This window comes from Psychroflexus longus, assembly GCF_020164595.1.
Taxonomy (GTDB): domain Bacteria; phylum Bacteroidota; class Bacteroidia; order Flavobacteriales; family Flavobacteriaceae; genus Psychroflexus; species Psychroflexus longus.
In genome coordinates this window covers 42368-62105 of the sequence record NZ_JAIQZE010000001.1, presented here as the reverse complement: position 1 = coordinate 62105, position 19738 = coordinate 42368, and the positions used below count along the sequence as shown (strand labels likewise).

Annotated in this window: 16 protein-coding genes; 7 read left to right on the top strand and 9 right to left on the bottom strand. The window is 35.5% G+C overall.

Annotated features, from left to right (window positions below):
* Positions 1-92: 92 nt before the first annotated feature.
* Genes LB452_RS00320 through LB452_RS00310 form a run of 3 tightly spaced genes read right to left on the bottom strand, consistent with a single transcriptional unit; the run spans position 93 to position 2921 of the window.
* Positions 93-1130 carry a response regulator gene (locus LB452_RS00320; RefSeq protein WP_224459736.1) on the bottom strand — a complete coding sequence of 346 codons (1038 nt, stop codon included), beginning with the start codon at positions 1128-1130 and terminating at the stop codon, positions 93-95.
* On the bottom strand, positions 1123-2379 hold the full coding sequence (locus LB452_RS00315; RefSeq protein ID WP_224459735.1) for a PAS domain-containing sensor histidine kinase: 1257 nt from the start codon (positions 2377-2379) through the stop codon (positions 1123-1125). Before LB452_RS00315 ends, LB452_RS00320 begins: the two co-directional genes overlap by 8 nt.
* A 17-nt stretch (positions 2380-2396) precedes the next feature.
* Positions 2397-2921, bottom strand: a complete 525-nt coding sequence (locus tag LB452_RS00310; protein ID WP_224459734.1) for a hypothetical protein — start codon at positions 2919-2921, stop codon at positions 2397-2399.
* A 97-nt stretch (positions 2922-3018) separates the two neighbouring features.
* Between LB452_RS00310 and era the strand changes: the two genes are divergently transcribed.
* Entirely contained in the window at positions 3019-3912 is an 894-nt protein-coding gene (gene era, locus LB452_RS00305) for a GTPase Era (protein WP_224460182.1), read from the top strand.
* Here era and LB452_RS00300 read toward each other — a convergent pair.
* A complete protein-coding gene (locus LB452_RS00300; protein ID WP_224459733.1) occupies positions 3909-4415 on the bottom strand; it encodes a hypothetical protein in 507 nt (168 codons plus the stop codon). The two genes, era and LB452_RS00300, sit on opposite strands and share 4 nt — an antisense overlap.
* A gap of 269 nt (positions 4416-4684) precedes the next feature.
* Here LB452_RS00300 and der point away from each other — a divergent pair, with 269 nt between their 5' ends.
* Together der and LB452_RS00290 are read left to right on the top strand one after the other, a co-directional pair.
* On the top strand, positions 4685-5989 hold the full coding sequence (gene der / locus LB452_RS00295) for a ribosome biogenesis GTPase Der (protein ID WP_224459732.1): 1305 nt from the start codon (positions 4685-4687) through the stop codon (positions 5987-5989).
* An 85-nt stretch (positions 5990-6074) separates the two neighbouring features.
* Positions 6075-8849, top strand: coding sequence for an outer membrane beta-barrel protein (locus LB452_RS00290; protein WP_224459731.1), 2775 nt, complete (start codon positions 6075-6077; stop codon positions 8847-8849).
* A gap of 153 nt (positions 8850-9002) precedes the next feature.
* Here LB452_RS00290 and LB452_RS00285 read toward each other — a convergent pair whose 3' ends face one another.
* The 5 genes from LB452_RS00285 to LB452_RS00265 are packed head-to-tail and all read right to left on the bottom strand — an operon-like array spanning position 9003 to position 12171.
* Positions 9003-9809 (bottom strand): TPM domain-containing protein, encoded by an 807-nt coding sequence (locus LB452_RS00285; protein ID WP_224459730.1) that lies wholly within the window; start codon positions 9807-9809, stop codon positions 9003-9005.
* A gap of 3 nt (positions 9810-9812) precedes the next feature.
* Positions 9813-10247 (bottom strand): TPM domain-containing protein, encoded by a 435-nt coding sequence (locus tag LB452_RS00280; protein WP_224459729.1) that lies wholly within the window; start codon positions 10245-10247, stop codon positions 9813-9815.
* A gap of 11 nt (positions 10248-10258) precedes the next feature.
* Positions 10259-10858, bottom strand: coding sequence for a LemA family protein (locus LB452_RS00275; RefSeq protein WP_224459728.1), 600 nt, complete (start codon positions 10856-10858; stop codon positions 10259-10261).
* 9 nt (positions 10859-10867) lie between these two features.
* On the bottom strand, positions 10868-11197 hold the full coding sequence (locus LB452_RS00270) for a MerR family transcriptional regulator (RefSeq protein ID WP_224459727.1): 330 nt from the start codon (positions 11195-11197) through the stop codon (positions 10868-10870).
* Positions 11197-12171 carry a M23 family metallopeptidase gene (locus tag LB452_RS00265; RefSeq protein ID WP_224459726.1) on the bottom strand — a complete coding sequence of 325 codons (975 nt, stop codon included), beginning with the start codon at positions 12169-12171 and terminating at the stop codon, positions 11197-11199. The genes LB452_RS00270 and LB452_RS00265 overlap by 1 nt, the downstream gene beginning before the upstream one ends.
* Positions 12172-12281: 110 nt before the next feature.
* On the opposite strand from LB452_RS00265, the gene alaS reads away from it, so the two are divergent.
* From alaS to LB452_RS00245, 4 genes are all read left to right on the top strand, one after another.
* Positions 12282-14912 (top strand): alanine--tRNA ligase, encoded by a 2631-nt coding sequence (alaS, locus tag LB452_RS00260; RefSeq protein WP_224459725.1) that lies wholly within the window; start codon positions 12282-12284, stop codon positions 14910-14912.
* Between the two features lies 1 nt (position 14913).
* Positions 14914-15876: a GSCFA domain-containing protein gene (locus LB452_RS00255; protein ID WP_224459724.1), complete on the top strand. Its 963-nt coding sequence runs from the start codon at positions 14914-14916 to the stop codon at positions 15874-15876.
* Complete coding sequence (locus tag LB452_RS00250; RefSeq protein WP_224459723.1) at positions 15873-16436, top strand: TetR/AcrR family transcriptional regulator; 564 nt, start codon at positions 15873-15875, stop codon at positions 16434-16436. The genes LB452_RS00255 and LB452_RS00250 overlap by 4 nt, the downstream gene beginning before the upstream one ends.
* Positions 16437-16541: 105 nt before the next feature.
* A complete protein-coding gene (locus tag LB452_RS00245) occupies positions 16542-19673 on the top strand; it encodes a T9SS type A sorting domain-containing protein (RefSeq protein ID WP_224459722.1) in 3132 nt (1043 codons plus the stop codon).
* Positions 19674-19738 lie beyond the last annotated feature (65 nt).

The window sequence follows — 19738 nt, the reverse complement described above, 5'->3', positions numbered from 1 at the left end:
TAGAATTCTATGAATGCAAATGTATATGGAGAGTCAAATTCAAAATATGATAAAAATCAGATTCCCTTTTATTGGACTATTTAATTGAGTTTTTACACAATCCTTTCTAAAGCTTCAAAATCATTTATTTTAATATTTCTTCCTTCTACTTCAATAATACCTTCTTTTTTAAAGGTAGAAAGTGTTCGTATTAAGCTTTCTGAAGCTATTCCCGCTACAGCTGCAAGATCTGCTCTTGAGATTCGAATCTGGCTGAGTTTATTTTTTTTCAATCGTTCAGAAAATAGTAAAATGCTTTGAGCTGTTTTTTTTCTTACGGAGCTGTAAGCCATGTCCATCAATTGAGACTTGGTCTCACTCAAATGATCGCCAAGTTGGTCTATAAATTCAAACATAACCTGGGGATTTTGGTTGAATAGACCTTTGACTTTTTCTGTTGAAATCTCAAAGAGTGAAGCGTTCTCCATCGCAGAAGCAAATTCAGAAAAACTAGATTGTTTTGTGAAACTTAAGTTTCCAAAAATGTCATTTACTTTATGTATTGCAGTGATGAGCTCTTTTCCGTTTTCGTCGAGCTTGTAAGTTTTTACTACCCCTTTTTCAATCAGGTAGATTGAATTTGAAGTCTTTCCACTTTCAAAAATTGTTTCTCCAGCAGCATAGCTTTTGATTGGCTCACTTTTAAAAACTTCTTTTAAAGCATCAAAAGACTGCAAGTTAGAACCTGTTTTTTGTTCGGTTTGAGATGAATTTAAAATATCTGCTTTTGCAAGTCTGCTTTCAATAGCATCTATCAATTCTTCTTCCTCAAAAGGTTTGGTTAGATAATCATCAGCACCAAGATTCATTCCTCTTCTTACGTCTTTATGGTCTGTTTTAGCTGAGAGAAAAATAAATGGTATTTTTCTTAAGAAGTCATCTTTAGACAGGTTTTCCAAGACCTGGTAACCGTCCATTTCTGGCATCATAATATCACATACTACAACATCAGGCTTAAAAACAGGAGCTTTTTCCACACCTATTTTTCCATTTGAAGCTGTTTCTACTTTATAATTGGACAGTTCAAGAAGTTCTGCAGTGTTTTCTCTTACTGTCTTATCATCTTCTATTAATAAAATCTTTTTACTCATGGACCTTGGGAATTTCTATATAAAATATGGTGCCTTTACCTTCTTGAGATTCAAAACAAATGGAACCGTTCAGATTTTCAAGATGAACTTTTGCAATATTCAAACCTATTCCAGTACCCTGATTATTGAGGGCGTTTTCTGCCCTAAAGTAACGTTCAAAGATATGTTTTTGGTCCTCTTTTGGAATACCCATTCCTTCATCCTTTATTCTGAATTTGATCAAGTGATCATCAGAGGTTTCCACATCAAAATGAATTGTAGTATCTTCTGAAGAATATTTTATAGCATTGCTCAATAAATTGGATAAAATCAATTCCAGGACATGTTTATCTTGTCTTAAACTAATGTCTTCCAGATGACGTGGGTAAATGATCTCTTGTCCATCTTTTAAAGTCACATTGGCATTATAAATCACTTCGTTAATGAGGGTGATAAGGCTAAACTCTTCAAATTTGTAAGTGACTTTTCCAGATTCTAGGCGTTCAATCGATAAAAAGTCATTAAGAATTCCAGTAAGGTAATGTACTTTGTTTTTTATGGTATTGAGATGCTTTTCTCTTTTATCTTGTTGTTCGGTTTCTGTATATTTTTTGGCCAATGTTGAAGAGGTTAGAATACCGCTAAGTGGCGTTTTGAACTCATGCGAAACAAGGGACAGAAATTTGGTTTTCAACTCGTTCAGTTCTATTTCCTTCTGTAGTGCCTTTTTGGTTTTGGCTTCTGCCTGCTTGCGCTTTAGGATTTCACTTCCCAGCTTTGAATTGAGATCCTGAAGCTCGTTTATTGTTAACTTCAGCTCTTCAGTTCGCTGTTCAATTTTTTCCTCAAGATCTTTATTTAGTTCTTCAATCTCAAGTTTTTGATTTTGTCGTTCAGTGATATCACTTATCAATGACATGACATAACGCTTTCCATCAAAAATAAATGGATTGAGACCAGCCTCTACAGGAAAAATTTTACCATTTTTCTTTAGACCATATAGGTTTCTTCCATGACCCATCTGCCTTTTTTCAGAATTGTCTATGAATTTATCTACGTGTTTGTGATGATTTGCTCTGTATTTTTTTGGAATAAGAGCATCTAAATGTTGTCCAATCAATTCTTTCTTATCATATCCAAACATATCTATTGTCGCTGAATTAATTTCAACAACATGTTGAGATTCATCCACCACAATTATTCCTTCGGAGATGCCTTCAAAAAGAAGACTGAATATCTTGGAGTTTTTTTGAAAGTCGGTTTGGCTCAAGACAAAAACTGTTTATATTAAAATCTGTAACCCAAATTTAGACCGGCTCTAAGTACAAAATCAAAGTTACGCTCAGAATTAAATTCGTTAAATAGGTTTCGTCCTCCACCCAGGAATGCTTCTAAGACAACTCCGCCACTGGAAACAAGTTTGTAACCACCGCTAAGGCCTAAGGCTAGGTCTGTAACATCATCTCTTACTTCTCCGCCATTTTGGTCGGGAAGTGTGTCCCGAACATCATTCAAATTGGCAAAAATTTCACCGAAAAAGCCATCTGCATAATTATCTCCAAAATAAAATCGGTAATATCCAGTAAGGTTATAGTTGATATTCCACTCTACATAATCATCAAAAGGGACCATCAAGTTAACTCCTACGCCCGACTCTTCACTTAGCAAATATTCATAAGTAACATCGAAGTTTCCTAAAATGAGGTAACCAACATTCAATTTAGGTTCGTGAAACTCTGTATAAGAAAAATCAGACTGAGCGATTACATTTATTGAGCATAATAAAACTAGAGCAACAAAGATTTTTTTCATGGTATAGATTTTTAGCAAATATACAGTTTCAACTCAAGTTTGAAACCGATAGGTTGCATTGAATTGTTTATTTTTGTAGAAACTAAAAAAACATACCATCGAAACTAAAACACATAAAGCAGGATTTGTCAACATCATTGGAAACCCGAACGTAGGAAAGTCAACCTTAATGAACGCCTTTGTAGGGGAGAAGCTTTCTATCATTACCAACAAAGCTCAAACAACAAGACATAGAATATTAGGAATTGTAAGCGGAGAAGATTTTCAAATGGTTTTTAGTGATACTCCAGGCATCATGAAGCCTGCTTACGAGTTGCAAAACTCAATGATGGATTTTGTGAAATCCGCTTTTCAGGATGCTGATGTTCTTCTTTATTTAGTAGAACTAGGAGAAAAGGCTTTAAAGGATGAGGCATTTTTCAAAAAAATTCAACACGCCGAAATGCCTGTTCTTTTGCTTTTGAATAAAATTGATAAGGGGAATGAAGAATTACTAAAGGAACAACAAAAGCACTGGCAGGAACAACTTCCTAATGCGGAAATTTTCGCCATATCAGCCTTAGAAAACTTTGGCGTATCCGAAGTTTTTAATAGAATCCTGGAACTCCTTCCAGAATCTCCAGCGTTTTATCCAAAAGACCAATTGACCGATAAACCCGAACGTTTTTTCGTGAATGAAAAAATTCGTGAAAAGATTTTGATGCATTACAAAAAAGAAATTCCATACAGTGTTGAGGTAGAAACTGAAGAATTTGAAGAATCGGATTCGATTATACGTATCAGAAGTGTGATAATGGTAGAAAGAGAATCCCAAAAAGCAATTATTCTGGGTCATAAAGGGTCTGCAATAAAACGTGTGGGTACCGAGGCGAGAAAGGATTTGGAAAAGTTTTTTGATAAGAAAATTCATTTGGAGACCTACGTAAAAGTCAACAAGAACTGGAGGAATAACCCCGGTCAGCTTAAAAGATTCGGATATGATAATAATTAACTAATAAATTCAGACAATGCTTTTAGCAGTTGTTTGGACTGTGGCGTAGCTTTCTGCCTATTTTGTCTTGCAAAAATGTAAAGGCCTATCCAGGATATAATAATCAGTGCCATTAAAACGTAAACGAGAGTATTAGACTTATCTAAAGTCATATTGGTATAAAACCAAACGAGAAGTCCTGTAAAGGATAGTCCCAAAAAAAAGTGGACAAACATAAACATGGTCCACAAATCTGGGTCCGGACCAAAAGTGCAGTGTAAAATACATGACACTTCTTTTTGTTCAATTTCAATGTGTAATCTGGGAGAAAAATATTTTCTGTCCGATTTTGGAATGGATAACCAGACATGTTCATCCAAACATTTTATGTGGATAGTGTTATCTAAAGCATTTTCTTTAACTGAAAATTGATCTGTTATGTTTAAATGAGCAACTTCAACTTTGAAACTCGGTTTAAGTTGAAGTTGCTCATTTAAGTCTTTAATGTCTATCAATTCAGCCATAAATTGCTTTAAGGGTCGAAAATTAAATAAAATTTTCAACTTCGTGATAAGTTCAACTTGCTAAAGCTATGGATCCTTTAAAACACATTTTAACTTGAAGGCTTTTTTTTCACTTAAATATGGATCATAAATCTGATGAGTGTGTTAAAGCAATGTATCTTCGAGCATTAATTCTACTTTCATCAAAATCAGAATAAATCGCAAATTAAAACCTTGTAAAGTTTGCATAAATATTTAATGTACCTTTGCAAATTATTTAAAATTTCAAAATGAATAGCATTGTAGCCGTTGTAGGCCGACCAAACGTAGGAAAATCTACCCTTTTTAATAGAATGATAAAGCGTAGAGAAGCCATTGTAGATTCTGTAAGTGGCGTCACGCGTGACAGACATTATGGAAAATCCGATTGGAATGGTCGCGAATTTACGCTTATCGATACAGGAGGATATATTGTTGGGAGTGATGATGTGTTTGAAAAGGAAATTGACAAGCAGGTAGAATTGGCTATCGATGAGGCGGATGTGATCGTTTTTGTTGTGGACGTAATTTCTGGAATTACGCCTATGGATGAAGATGTGGCAAAATTGCTACGTCGTGTGAATAAGCCCGTTGTGCTCTGCGTGAATAAAGTAGATTCCAATAAAAATAGAACTGATGCGCTTGAATTTTATAATTTAGGACTTGGAGAATACTATTCGATTTCTGCCACTAGTGGTGGAGGAACTGGAGAATTGTTGGATGCGATTGTTGAAAAACTTCCAGAACGCGAGATTGAGGTGGATGAAGATTTACCAAAATTTGCCATCGTAGGACGTCCCAACGCTGGAAAATCCTCATTTATTAATGCTTTGCTAGGCGAAGATCGTTATATCGTTACTGATATTGCTGGAACGACGAGAGACTCGATTGATACACGTTATAATAGATTTGGTTTCGACTTTAAACTTGTGGACACAGCTGGAATTCGACGAAAGGCTAAAGTAAAAGAAGACCTTGAGTTTTATTCGGTAATGCGAAGTGTAAGAGCAATTGAAAATGCCGACGTTTGTATGATTGTTTTGGATGCTTCCAGAGGTTTTGAAGGCCAGGATCAAAGTATCTTTTGGTTGGCAGAAAAGAACAGAAAAGGCGTTGTAATTTTGGTAAATAAGTGGGATTTGGTAGAAAAAGGAACCAATACCATGAAAGAATTTGAAGCCAAAATTCGTCAGGAAATTTCACCTTTTGTAGACGTACCTATTGTATTCATCTCTGTATTGAACAAACAACGAATTTTTAAAGCTATTGAAACTGCTGTAGATGTTTATAAAAGCAGAAGCACAAAGATAAAAACCAGATTGCTTAATGATATCATGTTGCCGATCATCGCTGAAAATCCACCACCAGCTTTGAAAGGGAAGTATGTGAAGATTAAGTTCATCACTCAGTTACCGACACCACAACCTCAGTTTGCGTTTTTCTGTAACCTACCGCAGTATGTAAAGGATCCTTATAAGCGTTTTCTTGAAAATAAACTAAGACAGGAATTTGATTTTAAAGGAGTGCCCATCTCAATATATATGAGGAAGAAGTAGATTTAGAAATAATTTATTTTTTTCCATAACTAAATTAAACGTTGAAATGTTTTTGGAGTCATAGGATTGACTAATCAATCCTATCATGAAGAAAATCTTACTATTTTCAATCCTATTATTTACTTGCTTACATTCAAATTCTCAAGAATACCTTATCACAGGTAAAGTCTTGGACAGTACATCTTCCCAAGGTTTAAGCTCTGCGACCATTTTTATAGAAAGTCCAAAAGATTCAACTTTGCTGAATTATACGATATCGAATAATTCTGGAAATTTTGAGCTTCTCTTCAAAACTAAAGAGGCTAGCTCCAGACTTAATATTAGCTATACCGGAATGCAAGCTTACTCTAGGTTAATTGATCTTACAACTAATAAAATTGACTTGGGAAACATTCAGCTGAAAGAGCTGGCGAGCAACCTTGATGAAGTAATAGTCAATGTCAATCGTTCTCCGATCACCATCAAAAAAGATACGCTTGAGTTTAATGCCGCTTCGTTTAAAACGCGACCAGATGCTAATCTGGAAGAAACACTGAAGCAACTGCCTGGTGTAGAAGTGGATGCTGCAGGAAATATCACAGTAAATGGTAAACCAGTCCAGAGAATATTGGTGAATGGCAAAGAATTTTTTGGAAATGATCCCAAAATTGCTACAAAAAATCTACCCAAAGAAATCATCAATAAGATTCAGGTAGTAGACACAAAAACTCAGTCTCAGGAATTCACAGGAGAAGAAGGAGATTCTGAAAATAAAACCATCAATATTACTATAGACGAAGATAAAAACAAGGGTTATTTTTCTAGAGCTACCATAGGCGGGGGAACAGATGATAGGTATGAAATGAGTGGGATTGGTAATTATTTTAAAGATGACTTGCGGTTGAGTGTGTTGGCAAGTTCAAATAACATAAATAGTAGTGGTTTCACCTTTGATGAAGTTTTTGATGCCATGGGTCGAAGGGCGAGAACCATTACCAGATCGAGCACTGGAAGCTTCGGAATAAACGGATTAAGTTTTGGAAATAACAAAAATGGAATAACTAAGTCTGAAACTGCTGGTTTGAATTTTGTCAATGAATGGAATGAAAAATATGAGGTCTCTTCAGACTATTTTTTCGGTAGTAATAATACTGATACTAGAACTTCAACCAGAAGAGAGAACATCTTACCAGACCGTACATTTTTCACCAATTCTGAAAGTAATTCAACTAGAGATAATGATTCTCACAGAGGGAATGTTAATTTCTCATTTAAGCCAGACACCTTAACAAGAATAAACATAAGACCTTCGATCAATATTAATAAAGGAACTACACAGAGCTCAAGCTTATCTGAATCCTTAGATGATAACCAGAACCTTATCAATACTTCTGAAACTGAAAATCGTAACGAAAATTTGAATACTACTTTTAGTAATGATTTATCCGTCACCAGAAAATTTGGAAGCAGAGGTGCTTTCTTGAACTTTTCTCTGGAGAATGAAAATAATAAGAGTGAAAGTGATAATTTTTTCTTTTCCAGTCGTGAAACCTTTGGGAATAATCCAAATACTGAAATACAAAATCAATTAATATCAGAAGATAATAATTCAGATATGTATCAATTTGAAACTCGCTACCGATCCGTTATGACTGACCAACTATTCTTGGATATTGAATATTCTTATGAAGTTGAATCCAGTAAAAACGAAAGAAGTGTTTTTGACTTTGATGAAAACACGAATTCCTATTCAGATTTTAATCCAGAATTGAGCAATAATTTTAAAGTTAAAGGTGAAATACATATTCCCAACGTAGGCTTGCGCTATGAAGGTGATAAATTGAGAACAGGTTTTAACGTAGGTTTATTAAACACACAATTAAGGACTGAGAACTTGATTCAGAATGTGGAATTTAATAATGATTTCAATAATTTATTTGCTAGCGCTAACTTGAGGTATGAATTTGAACGCTCAAAGCGCATTAGTATTTATTATAGAAATAGTAATAATATTCCTTCCATTCAACAACTCCAGCCAGTGCGAATCCAAACCGATCCTCTCAATTTTATTGAAGGGAATCCTAATTTGAAACCATCTTTTAATCAGAATGTAAATATCAGTTTTAATAATTTTGATTTTAAGTCAAGATCAGGCTATGGGTTTTATATGTCTTATGGCTATGTGCAAGATCAAGTGGTTTCTGTCTCTGTAACAGATGAGGATTTATTGAGAACGACAACCTTTGACAATATAAGCGGTGGTCAGGATGCAAATGCAAGTTTTTACTACAGTAAACAATTTAAAGCTGAAAATAAAGATACTTATAGATTGAGAGGAAATCTTTCTGGCCAATATGCCAAGACCCTAGGTTTTACAAACGGGCAACAATTTGAAAGTGAAAATTATGTCGTTTCTCCTGGTCTAGGATTGACTTATGAAAAAGGTGAGGTGATAACTTTAAATCCTACCGTTGGTATAGATTATAACCTTAGGAAGTACAATATAAATGCTAACAGAAATGAGGAATTTACCAATTTGAATTTTTCTTTGGAAGCGACAACTTACTGGCCGAAAAATGTCGTGTTTGGTAATGATATTACTTATTTTAAATACGGTAATGTTGCTGCAGATTTTAGATCTACATCCTTGCAATGGAACATGAGTTTAGGCTATCAATTACTTAAAGATAATGCCACTTTAAAATTTAAAGTTTACGATTTACTAGATCAAAATATTGGTACCCGAAGACAAACGGGTGATGATTTTGTTCAAGACACAGATCAGCTGATCTTAGAACGTTACTTCATGTTGAGCTTTACTTATAAGTTTAGCAAATTTGGCGGGAAAGATCCAAATGCATCAAGAATGCGATTTAATTAAAAAAGAATCAGGTCTGAATTTTTAATTCGATAAATTGACTTGAAATACATTATTCGAACAAGAGAATGAAATTTGAAATTCTCAAGTCTGAAATATCAAATTTGAAATTCACTTAAGCAACAAGATAATTTACTCTTTTACAGGCTAGGAAATTTACCAGCTTCCGCCAGCACCGCCTCCGCCAAAGCCGCCTCCGCCAAATCCACCACCAAAGCCTCCGCCTCCGCCAAAGCCTCCAGAGGATCCACTGCCAAAGCTACCACCACCCATGCTTCTTCCCATGCTGCCAAGGATAAGAAAGTCAAGTAAGTCAGGACCTCGTCTATTGTTTCCATTACCTGGGCCGTCACCTTTATTTCTTTTTCTCACAAGGATAAAAATGACTATAAAGATGAGTATCGGGAAAATGGCAAAAGGCCATGTGCTTTCATTAGGGTTATTTTGGATTTCTGAAGCATCAAATCGTCCCGCAAGAACTTCAAAAATTGCTGTGGTACCTTGATCTAAACCTTCGTAATAATTTCCTTTTCTGAATTCTGGAAGAATAAAATTGTCAATTATAGTTTTAGTTGTAGCATCTGTTAAGTATTGCTCCAACCCATAACCAGTCGTAATCCAAATTTTACTATCCGTTTTCGAAATCAATATTAAAAGTCCATTATCTTCCTCTTTTTGTCCGATTCCCCATTTTTGAGCCCAGTCAGGCGCATATGTTCCTATATATTCTCCATTCAAAGATTTGATGGTAGCAATTACTATTTGTGTGGAGGTTGTATCAGCGTAAGTTTCTAGTTTCAGTCTAAGTTGCTTTTCTTCATTATCTTTAAGCAAGTCAGCACTATCATAAACGGCAATTTCCTTGGAAGGTTTATCTGGTATACTAAGCTGTGCAAAGCCATTGTTTCCAAAGCTTAAAACACAAAGTGTTGTAAATAAAAATAGTCTTTGTAATACGGTCATAAATTATCCTTTTGAAATTTCGTTATCCAGTTCGTTCGTATCATCAGACTGATAAGGAAAATGCTGCTTGAGTTGTTTACCAGCTTCCAAAATTCCATTGATTAAGCCTTGCTTGTAATTTTCTTTTTTGAACTGATGGATGATTTCATCCTTAGTGCTTTCCCAAAAATCTTTGGGTACGACATCGTTTATGCCTTTATCACCTAAAATGACGAGTTGATGGTCATCTATCGATACGTAAATCAAAACTCCGTTGGAAAGTTTTGTTTTGTGCATCTCCAGTTTTTCAAAAATTTCCAAAGCATGATCAAATCTATCGCCAGAGCATTCATGTTCAATATGCACCCGTATTTCACCAGAAGTATTAAGTTCTGCTTCCTTTATGGCTTCAATAATTTCTTTTTCATCTTCTGGGCTTATAAAATCAGATACTTTCATGGGCTTGTATTTTAATTAAAATCGAATTCTACTTCCTGAGCATTTTCAGAACCTTCATCGGCAGAGTATCTGGACATTTCTTCAAATCCAAACCATCCTGCAAAAATAGAATTAGGAAATTTTTTCAAGTGGGTATTATAAATGCCAACAGCCGAGTTGTAGCGATTTCTTTCTACGTTGATTCTGTTCTCGGTGCCTTCTAGTTGAGTTTGAAGATTCATGAAATTTTGATTAGATTTCAAATCAGGATAACGTTCTACACTTACTAATAATCTAGATAATGCTGAATTTAATCCACCTTGCGCTTGCTCATATTGTTGAATATTTTCCTGTGTAAGATTATCAGCGTTGATGTTTACGGAGGTAGCTTTAGCCCTAGCTTCAATAACTTCAGTCAACGTATTTCTCTCAAAATCTGCAGCACCCTGCACGGTTTTGACAAGATTGCCTATAAGATCATTTCTACGTTGATAAGCGCTTTCCACATTACTCCATGCTGTTTTTGCTTCTTCTTGCATTGTGACAGCAGTATTGTTGAAACCTTTGGTCCAGCTGTATAAGCCGAATACTACAACAACGATGACGATTACTGGAATTAACCACTTTTTCATTTTTTTTTATTAAAGTTGATTTTTGATTGAGATAAGTTCAGATTTTATGCCTTTCAATTTGCTTATCAATTCAAATTTTGAAAGTATTTCTTTTTTGTCCTCTCGTAAATGTGTCTTTGCACCTTCTAATGTAAAACCACGTTCTTTAACCAAATGATAAATGAACTCTATGGTTTTGAGATCATCTTGTGAGAACTTTCTGTTTCCTTTAGCGTTTTTTTTTGGCTTAATTTCATCAAATTCTTTTTCCCAAAATCTTATTAAAGATGGATTAACGTTAAAAGCCTTTGCGACTTCTCCGATAGAATAATAGAGTTTGTCTCCGAGACGATGTTCCATTAGTCTAGAGATTGATTTTCTAGAGCAGACTGATTTAACATTATGTCATATTCTTCGGCAGTTAAATCTCCATGGTAGAAATTAATAGGGTTTACTACTTTCCCATTTTTGTGAACTTCGTAATGCAAATGTGGCGCAGTAGAAAGACCAGTGTTACCTACATAACCAATGATTTCGCCACGTTTTACTTTCTGACCAGGCTTTACCTTAAATTCGTTTAAATGAGCATAATAAGTCTCATATCCAAAGCCATGATCAAGAACAATTAAATTACCGAAACCACTAGATCGCCTTGCTTTTTTAACTGTAGCATTACCTGTGGCGAAAACTTCCGTACTCGTGGGAGCAGAGAAATCCATCCCGTTATGCATTTTTGGATATTTCAAAATGGGGTGCATTCGTCTGCCAAAACCTGAAGCCATGCGTTTTAAATCATCATTCTTAACGGGCTGTATGGCTGGGATTGAGGCTAAGAGGGCTTCTTTGTTTTTGGCTAAGGTGGCTATCTCATCAAGGGACCTGGATTGGATAACAAGTCTTTTCGATAGTTTATCAAGGTTCTTTGTAGTTTCAGTTATAATTTCAGAATTTTCATAACCTTCTAAGTTTTTATATCGATTTACACCACCAAACCCTGATCTTCGCTGTTCTTCAGTAATAGGATTCGCTTCAAAATATACTCTATAGATGTTGTTATCTCTGTCTTCTACATTTTCCAAAACCCCCACGACTTCTTCCATGCGTTTGTTCAATAGTTCATATTGAAATCTCATGTTTTCAATTTCTCTCTTGTAGGCTTTTTCCTTAGGGGTTTCAACATTTGGAATATTGAGATATACCAATGCTAATACGAAACTCATAGCAACTATTCCAACTAGGAATAATACCCCTAACGCAAGGTTTTTACCCTTCTTTGGCTCAATTTTGCGATAGGATAAAGTTTCACTATCGTAGTAGTATTTTACTTTACTCATTCTTTAATTTTATAGTATTTTTGCACCTATTAGGTGTCAAAAAACTATTTTGTAACCTACAAATATAGCTTAAAATTGAAACACTTTAAAATAAATCCACTTCAGACTTTATGAAATCAATTCTTCTTCGACGTCAATTTTTAGATTTTTTTGAGAGCAAATCTCACACCAAAGTAAATTCTGCGCCTATCGTTCTAAAAGATGATCCAACGCTTATGTTTACAAATGCAGGGATGAATCAGTTTAAATCTTACTTTTTAGGAAATACAGAGCCAGAATCTACCAGAGTAACTAATTCACAAAAATGCCTGCGTGTAAGCGGAAAACATAATGATCTTGAAGAAGTAGGAAAAGACACCTATCATCACACGATGTTCGAAATGTTAGGCAACTGGAGTTTTGGGGATTATTTTAAAAAAGAAGCTATAGAGTGGGCCTGGGAGTTTTTGACGGAAGTTCTGAAAATAGATAAAAATAACTTATATGTCACTATTTTTGAAGGAGATAAAACGGATGGGCTTCAAAAGGATACTGAGGCGTATGAATTTTGGAAAGCCTTGGTCGATGAGGACAAGATTCTTCTTGGCAATAAAAACGATAACTTTTGGGAGATGGGAGATCAGGGTCCCTGTGGTCCTGCATCCGAAATTCACGTTGATATCAGATCTGATAAGGAAAAAGCTAAAACTCCAGGTAAAGACCTTGTGAACCAAGATCACCCTCAAGTGGTGGAAATCTGGAATTTAGTTTTTATTCAATACAATAGAAAAGCAAATGGAAGTTTGGAAATGCTTCCGTCTAAGCACATCGATACAGGGATGGGTTTTGAACGCTTATGTATGGTAATACAGAATAAAACTTCCAATTATGATACGGATGTATTTACACCAATTATTAAAGAAATAGAAAGAATTACAGGCGAATCATATGGTAAATCAGAAGATATTGATATCGCCATAAGAGTGATTGCAGACCACGTTAGAGCAGTAGCATTTGCAATCGCTGATGGTCAATTGCCGAGTAATACAGGTGCAGGTTATGTGATTCGTAGGATATTACGCAGAGCGATCCGATACGGTTTCACTTTTTTGAATGCAAAAACTGCATTCATTTACCAACTCGTCAATGTGTTGTCCAAACAGATGGGCGAAGCTTTCCCAGAAATTAAATCTCAAGCTGAGCTTTGCAAAAACGTTATACGTGAAGAGGAAAAATCTTTTTTAAAAACTTTGGAACAAGGTCTCGGCTTACTTGATAACCTGATGAAAGAATCTGCTTCTAAAACCATCAGTGGTGAAAAGGCTTTTGAACTTTATGACACATTTGGATTCCCCATCGATTTGACTAGTTTGATTTTAAGTGAAAAAGGCTATCAATTAGATTTTGATGCCTTCCAAAAAGAATTGGCAAAGCAAAAGAAAAGATCCAAAGATGCTGCGCAGACAAGTTCTGAAGATTGGGTAGTGTTAGTTCAGGAAAACAAAAGTGACTTCGTAGGATATGACCAGACTGAAGCTGAAGTCAAGCTTGTAAAGTATAGAAAAGTCACTTCCAAAAAAGACGGTGAACAGTATCAGTTGGTTTTTAATAAAACTCCATTTTACCCTGAAGGCGGAGGCCAAGTTGGTGACCAAGGTTGTATAGAGTCCAATGACGGTAGCAAAATTTACATTATCGACACCAAAAAGGAAAACAATCAAATCATTCATTTTTCCAAGACTTTGCCGTCATCTTTAGATGAGGAATTCAAAGCAGTAGTTAATGTTGCTCTTAGGCAAAAAACGGCAGCTAATCACACCGCTACACATTTGCTTCATCAGGCATTGCGAGAAGTTCTGGGCACTCATGTAGAGCAAAAAGGCTCTATGGTCAATTCTGAATATTTAAGATTTGATTTCTCTCATTTCTCCAAATTAACCGAACAAGAACTTAATGCTGTAAAATATCTAGTTAACTCCAGAATTGAAGAATCAATTGCCTTTGAAGAAGAACGGGAAATTTCCTACGATAAAGCTATTGAAAAAGGGGCGATTGCTCTCTTCGGCGAGAAATATGGCGATAAAGTAAGAATGGTGCAATTTGGAAATTCAATGGAATTATGTGGGGGAACTCACGTTAATAACACAGCAAAACTTTGGCATTTTATCATCAAAAATGAATCTTCTGTGGCTTCTGGAATCCGCCGTATTGAAGCGATTACTTCTGAAGCTGCCAAGACCTTTTTAAACAAAGAATCTCAACTTTTGGATTCAGTAAAATCTATTCTGAATCAGCCGCAGGATATATTAAAGTCAGTAGAATCCCTTCAAGAAGAGAACCAACAGTTGAAACGAGAAGTTGAGCAATTGAATCAATTGAAGCTGAAGCAAATTAAATCTGAACTTCAAACCCAGCTAAAAGATATTGACGGAATCCATTTTGTGGCCAAGAAAGTTGATCTGGATGCCGGGGCAATGAAGGATTTGGCGTTTCAAATTGGTGGAGAGCAGGACAAAGTTTTTATTGTTTTGGGATCTGAAGCAAATGATAAGGCACTTTTAGCCTGTTATATCTCCAAATCTTTGGTCGAATCTGAAAATTGGAATGCAGGAAAAATCATTAAATCCCTTGGTAAACATATCCAGGGAGGAGGAGGAGGTCAGGCTTTTTTCGCCACCGCTGGCGGGAAAAATTCTGCTGGAATTCCAAAAGCTCTCGAAACCGCAGAATCCATAGTCGAGCAGAAGTTAACGGCCGGATAATATGAAACTGACTACTGAAGTTCCTGTAAATATATCATCTCATCCTATAGATTACAACTCAAGTCTATTGTGTTTAGGGTCATGTTTTGCTGAACACATCAGTAGTAAGTTAGATTTTTTCAAATTTAAAGTCACCAGTAGTCCCTTCGGAATTTTATTTCATCCGGAAGCAATTTTAAATGTGGTTGAAAAAGCTGTTAATGATGAGGATTTTACTGAAGATGATGTTTTTCAACACAATGAAAAGTGGCATTCCTTTTTTGCACATTCAAGATTAAGTAGGAATTCTTCAGCTGAAATCTTAGCAGTATTAAATTCAGCAAAAAAAGAACTTAAAGTAGCGAGCGAACAAGCGACCCATATTATTATTACTCTGGGAACTTCTTTTATTTACAGGCATAGATCAACTCAACAGGGCGTTGCGAATTGCCATAAACTACCTCAGGACCGCTTTGAAAAGCAACTCACTTCGATAACTGATCTTAAGAAAATCTTGAAGCGATTGGTCAACAGTTTTGAAAATATTCAACCTGATGTCAAGCTTGTTTTTACGGTTTCTCCGGTGAGGCACATCAAGGATGGGATTATAGAAAATAATAGAAGTAAATCGCATTTATTGACAGCTTTGCACTTGATTTTGGAGGAAAAAACATCTAAAAAGTTGAGTTATTTTCCTTCTTATGAATTAATGATGGATGAATTGAGGGATTATCGGTTTTATGACCGGGATTTAATTCACCCTAATGCTTTAGCCGTGGATTTGATTTGGGAAAGGTTCAAAATGAACTTTATTTCCCAAGCTATTTATCTTGATATGACTAAAGTAGAGAAACTCCAAAAATCTTTTGCTCACCGGCAATCTGAAAGTAAAGGAGAAGCTTTCGAAAAGTTGAAAGCTTATCAGTATAAATTTAAAAAGGAGTTGACTCAGAAATATCCTTTTATGAGATTTCCAAAGTTATGACCCGAAGACAAGAAATTATAAAGTTTGCCAAAACGCTGTTCAGAGAGCGGGGTTATAAATCCGTAAGTATGCGCGATTTGGCAAAAGTAATGGACTTTAAAGCGGCCAGTCTTTATAACCACATCAGCTCCAAAGAAGAAATTCTTGCAGAAATTGCTCTCGGAGTGGCTCAATATTTTACTGATGAAATGGAACTCGTCAAACAAATTGATGCGGACTCCAAAACCCGGTTGGAAGCAGTGATCAATCATCACATTGATATTACTTTACAAAATCCTGAAGCAATCGCTATTGTAAATAACGATTGGGTTCACTTGGAAGGTGAACACTATCAAACCTTTTTGAAACTTCGAAATGCTTACGAAGAAGATCTGCGAAAAATCATTTCTGAAGGAGTTGAAAATGGAGAATTAAAATCTAAAAACGTTGAGGTTATTATGTTTTCACTCCTATCTACGCTCAGAACTTTGCACTCCTGGTATAGAAAACGAAGTGGTATTGATGGACAACAACTAAAAAATGAGATCACACAAATTCTTCTTTATGGCGTTATAAAGTAATTCGAGTTTTTTTGCATAAATTGATATTTTAATGATCTTCAATTTATGTTTTAATAAGTTAAAATTGTAGTTTTGATTCTACATTTTATTCCAAATCAATTATTTATGAAAACAACTTTACTTAAATCATCCTTGGTTTTACTTTTTTTAATGTTCGGTTTTAATGGTTATTGTCAAATCATAAGTCAATATGTTGACACTGATTCAGGAACCTTTCCAAAGGGAATTGAGATTTGGAACAATACTGGAGCAGTTCTTGATTTTACTACAAGTAATCTTATAATTCAACAAGGTACTAATGGAGCAGCGCCTACTGCTGCTGTAACTATCAATACTGGTACACTGGCCGTTAATGAAGTTTTAATAATAGGAACTTCAGATATGCAGGTAGCAGCAGATGCAAATTCAGTAAGGTTTGTTTTAAATAGCTTCACATTTAACGGCAACGATGCTTTAGTTGTTCAGTATAATGGAATAACAACAGATGTCTTTGGATCACCTGGTACCGACCCAGGGTCATCTTGGTCTGGTAAAGGTGTCTCAACTGCCGATCAAAATATTAGATTGAAAGAAGGTATAACTACAGGAGATACAGGTGGTTTTACAGATCCAAGCACACGTTTTGAAACTGTAAATACTGACCCTAGCGGCGTAAATGGATTGGAGGGATTTGGTATTGCTCCAGTCGGAACAAGTGATCCTAGCTTAAAGGCATCGGTAGTTTCTTTAAGTGGTTTTGTTTATCCAGAAAATGACGGTCCATCTGTTTCTCAAGAATTTTCTATAACAGGTAATAATTTAGATGGAACAGATGTTATAATTCAACTTCCTACAGGCTCTGATTTTGAGATTTCTCAAACACAAAACGGAACTTATTCAGATCAGATAATTTTCCCTGGATATAACGGGTCTGCGTCCAGTATTTATGTCAGGCTCAAACAAGGTCTGATAGTTTCCAATTATACAGATGTACTGGAGATTTTAGGTGGAGGTTCATATACTACAGGAGTTTATTTGGATGGAAGTGTTTTGGGAGATGCTTTTATTCTTTATGAGTTTACAGATGACTCACCAAATCCAACCTACAGTCCTGGCAATGCAACCTTAAGTAACTTTGGAATTTCAGAAAATAGTTTAATTTATGGTACAACTGGCACATGGTCTGGCTCGGGCATACCGTATGCACAAGGAAATACCGGTTGGGGTGCAATGTCACCAGATGTTGCTAAAAATTTCTTTTTTACATTAAAACCAGATACAGGATTCAGAGCAAATCTTACAAATATTTCTTTTGAATGGAAAGTGACAGGGAACGGTCCTTCAGCAATTACTGTAGAAGTGAATGGTACAGAAGTAGAAACTTTTAATGCAGCTGATAACAATCCTATTATTTTCAGTGCATCTTTGACTGGCTTTGATAATTTATCTGAAGTTATTGTCAGGATAAAAGGATGGGACAATGGTTCCAGATCAACTACTGGTGGTGGACAATTTAGAATTGATGACGTAAAAATTGATGGTGAAATTATAAGCAAACCTTTCGATTATATCTACGAGAATGGAGCCTGGAGTCCAGAGACGCCAATAAATATTTCTACTGATCAAGATGATATCTTAATTGTTAACGGTAATTTGACACTAAATCAGAACTTAACTTCAAATGATTTTCAAGTCTTAAGTGAAGCAACAGTTGAAATAACAAGCACAAATACTTTGAATGTTACGGGAAATCTTAGTGTAAACGGCAATTTAACCTTCAAAAGTGATGCTGCAGGTAGTGCGCAATTGTTACATTCTACGACTTCTAATATTATTGGAGATATTACTGTAGAGCGTTTTATTCCTGCAAAGAGAGCATTCAGATTATTGAGTTCACCAGTAGGTGGGCAATCTTTTGTCAATTCATGGCAGAAAAATACACATATAACAGGTGTGGGAGGAATTGCTAATGGCTTCGATCCAACTAGCACCAACAATCCTTCTTTATTTGTTTATGATAATCAAATAGAAAATCCTTCAAACGGAGAGGCATGGGAAGCAGTCACATCTGCTTATGGTGAACTGGAGGCTGGAAAACCCTACAGAATCATGGTAAGAGGTGATAGGGGAGTAGATTTAACTAATAATGAAGCTGGTCCTTCGAATACAACTTTAGTATCTAAAGGAAATATGCTCTCAGGGGATTTATCAACCGGTGTTCAGCTACCTGCTTTATCACCGACAGCTGATAATTTCAGCTTTGTAGCCAATCCTTATCAGGCAGTGGTTGATTTTTCTCAAGTGGTAAGAACAGACCTTATTGACGAAATTTATGTATGGGAAGTTGGATTAGGTAGTGAGAGTGGAAAAGGAGGTTATGTGACGGTAGCTTTGGATGGTTCTGCTCCAGACCCTTCTTCTTCCGAAGCCAGCAAGTTTTTGATTCCGGGTCAGGCATTTTTTGTAAAAAACAACTCATCAGCGAATTCGCCAAGTTTGACGTTTTCACCAAACGCTATCGTCTCTAGCGAAACGCAACCACAAATTCTATCGACGTCTGAATTAGCATATGTAAACATCAGGCTTTATAAAACTCAGGATTTTGTCAATGGATCAATGGAAGCTGATGCTGTTGGTCTTAGATTTTCAAATGAATTTACAACTTCTCCTTCAGATGAAGATGCTTATAAATTAATCAATCCAGGTGAAAATATGGTAATCTTCAACGAGAAGATTTTGTCAATAGATAAAAGAAAGTTTCCTGAAAACGACGAAAAGATTCAGTTAGCTATGGCTAATTTTAAACAAAACGAATACACACTTGCTTTCTATTCTGATTATTTACCAGAAGACAAAAAACTCATCCTGATTGACAATTATCTCCAGGAAGAAGTCGAAGTCACTGATGATTTTTCTTATAATTTCACAGTAGATAGTTCTATGGAAGGAAGCGATGATCAAACAAGGTTTCAATTGATGCTTAATCCGGTAACTTTGGCACAGGATGAATTTAATCTGGTGAATTCAGTAAGACTTTATCCTAATCCAGCAAGTGATATTTTAAATCTTGACGTTAGTGGCGACTCTTCAATTTCTGAAGTAGAACTCTTTTCCATGCTCGGTCAAAAAATGAATTCAGATTTTATTACTACTGATAAAGGAATTCAATTGGACGTATCTGCATTAAATACAGGACTTTATCTTGTCAAAATTAAAACTGAAAATGGAATAACAACAAGACGTTTTATCAAAAATTAAGTTGAACTAAAATATTTAGATCAAAGGCTTCAATCTTATATTGAGGCCTTTGTTATTTGTAAAAA

Excerpts from the sequence above, each read along its gene's own strand:
- alaS (WP_224459725.1), top strand. The coding sequence starts at position 12,282 with ATGAAATCAATTCTTCTTCGACGTCAATTTTTAGATTTTTTTGAGAGC.
- LB452_RS00245 (WP_224459722.1), top strand. The coding sequence starts at position 16,542 with ATGAAAACAACTTTACTTAAATCATCCTTGGTTTTACTTTTTTTAATG.
- LB452_RS00280 (WP_224459729.1), bottom strand. The coding sequence starts at position 10,247 with ATGAAAGTATCTGATTTTATAAGCCCAGAAGATGAAAAAGAAATTATT.
- LB452_RS00270 (WP_224459727.1), bottom strand. The coding sequence starts at position 11,197 with ATGGAACATCGTCTCGGAGACAAACTCTATTATTCTATCGGAGAAGTC.
- LB452_RS00275 (WP_224459728.1), bottom strand. The coding sequence starts at position 10,858 with ATGAAAAAGTGGTTAATTCCAGTAATCGTCATCGTTGTTGTAGTATTC.
- LB452_RS00300 (WP_224459733.1), bottom strand. The coding sequence starts at position 4,415 with ATGGCTGAATTGATAGACATTAAAGACTTAAATGAGCAACTTCAACTT.
- der (WP_224459732.1), top strand. The coding sequence starts at position 4,685 with ATGAATAGCATTGTAGCCGTTGTAGGCCGACCAAACGTAGGAAAATCT.
- LB452_RS00290 (WP_224459731.1), top strand. The coding sequence starts at position 6,075 with ATGAAGAAAATCTTACTATTTTCAATCCTATTATTTACTTGCTTACAT.
- LB452_RS00310 (WP_224459734.1), bottom strand. The coding sequence starts at position 2,921 with ATGAAAAAAATCTTTGTTGCTCTAGTTTTATTATGCTCAATAAATGTA.
- LB452_RS00250 (WP_224459723.1), top strand. The coding sequence starts at position 15,873 with ATGACCCGAAGACAAGAAATTATAAAGTTTGCCAAAACGCTGTTCAGA.
- LB452_RS00285 (WP_224459730.1), bottom strand. The coding sequence starts at position 9,809 with ATGACCGTATTACAAAGACTATTTTTATTTACAACACTTTGTGTTTTA.
- LB452_RS00320 (WP_224459736.1), bottom strand. The coding sequence starts at position 1,130 with ATGAGTAAAAAGATTTTATTAATAGAAGATGATAAGACAGTAAGAGAA.
- LB452_RS00265 (WP_224459726.1), bottom strand. The coding sequence starts at position 12,171 with ATGAGTAAAGTAAAATACTACTACGATAGTGAAACTTTATCCTATCGC.
- LB452_RS00255 (WP_224459724.1), top strand. The coding sequence starts at position 14,914 with ATGAAACTGACTACTGAAGTTCCTGTAAATATATCATCTCATCCTATA.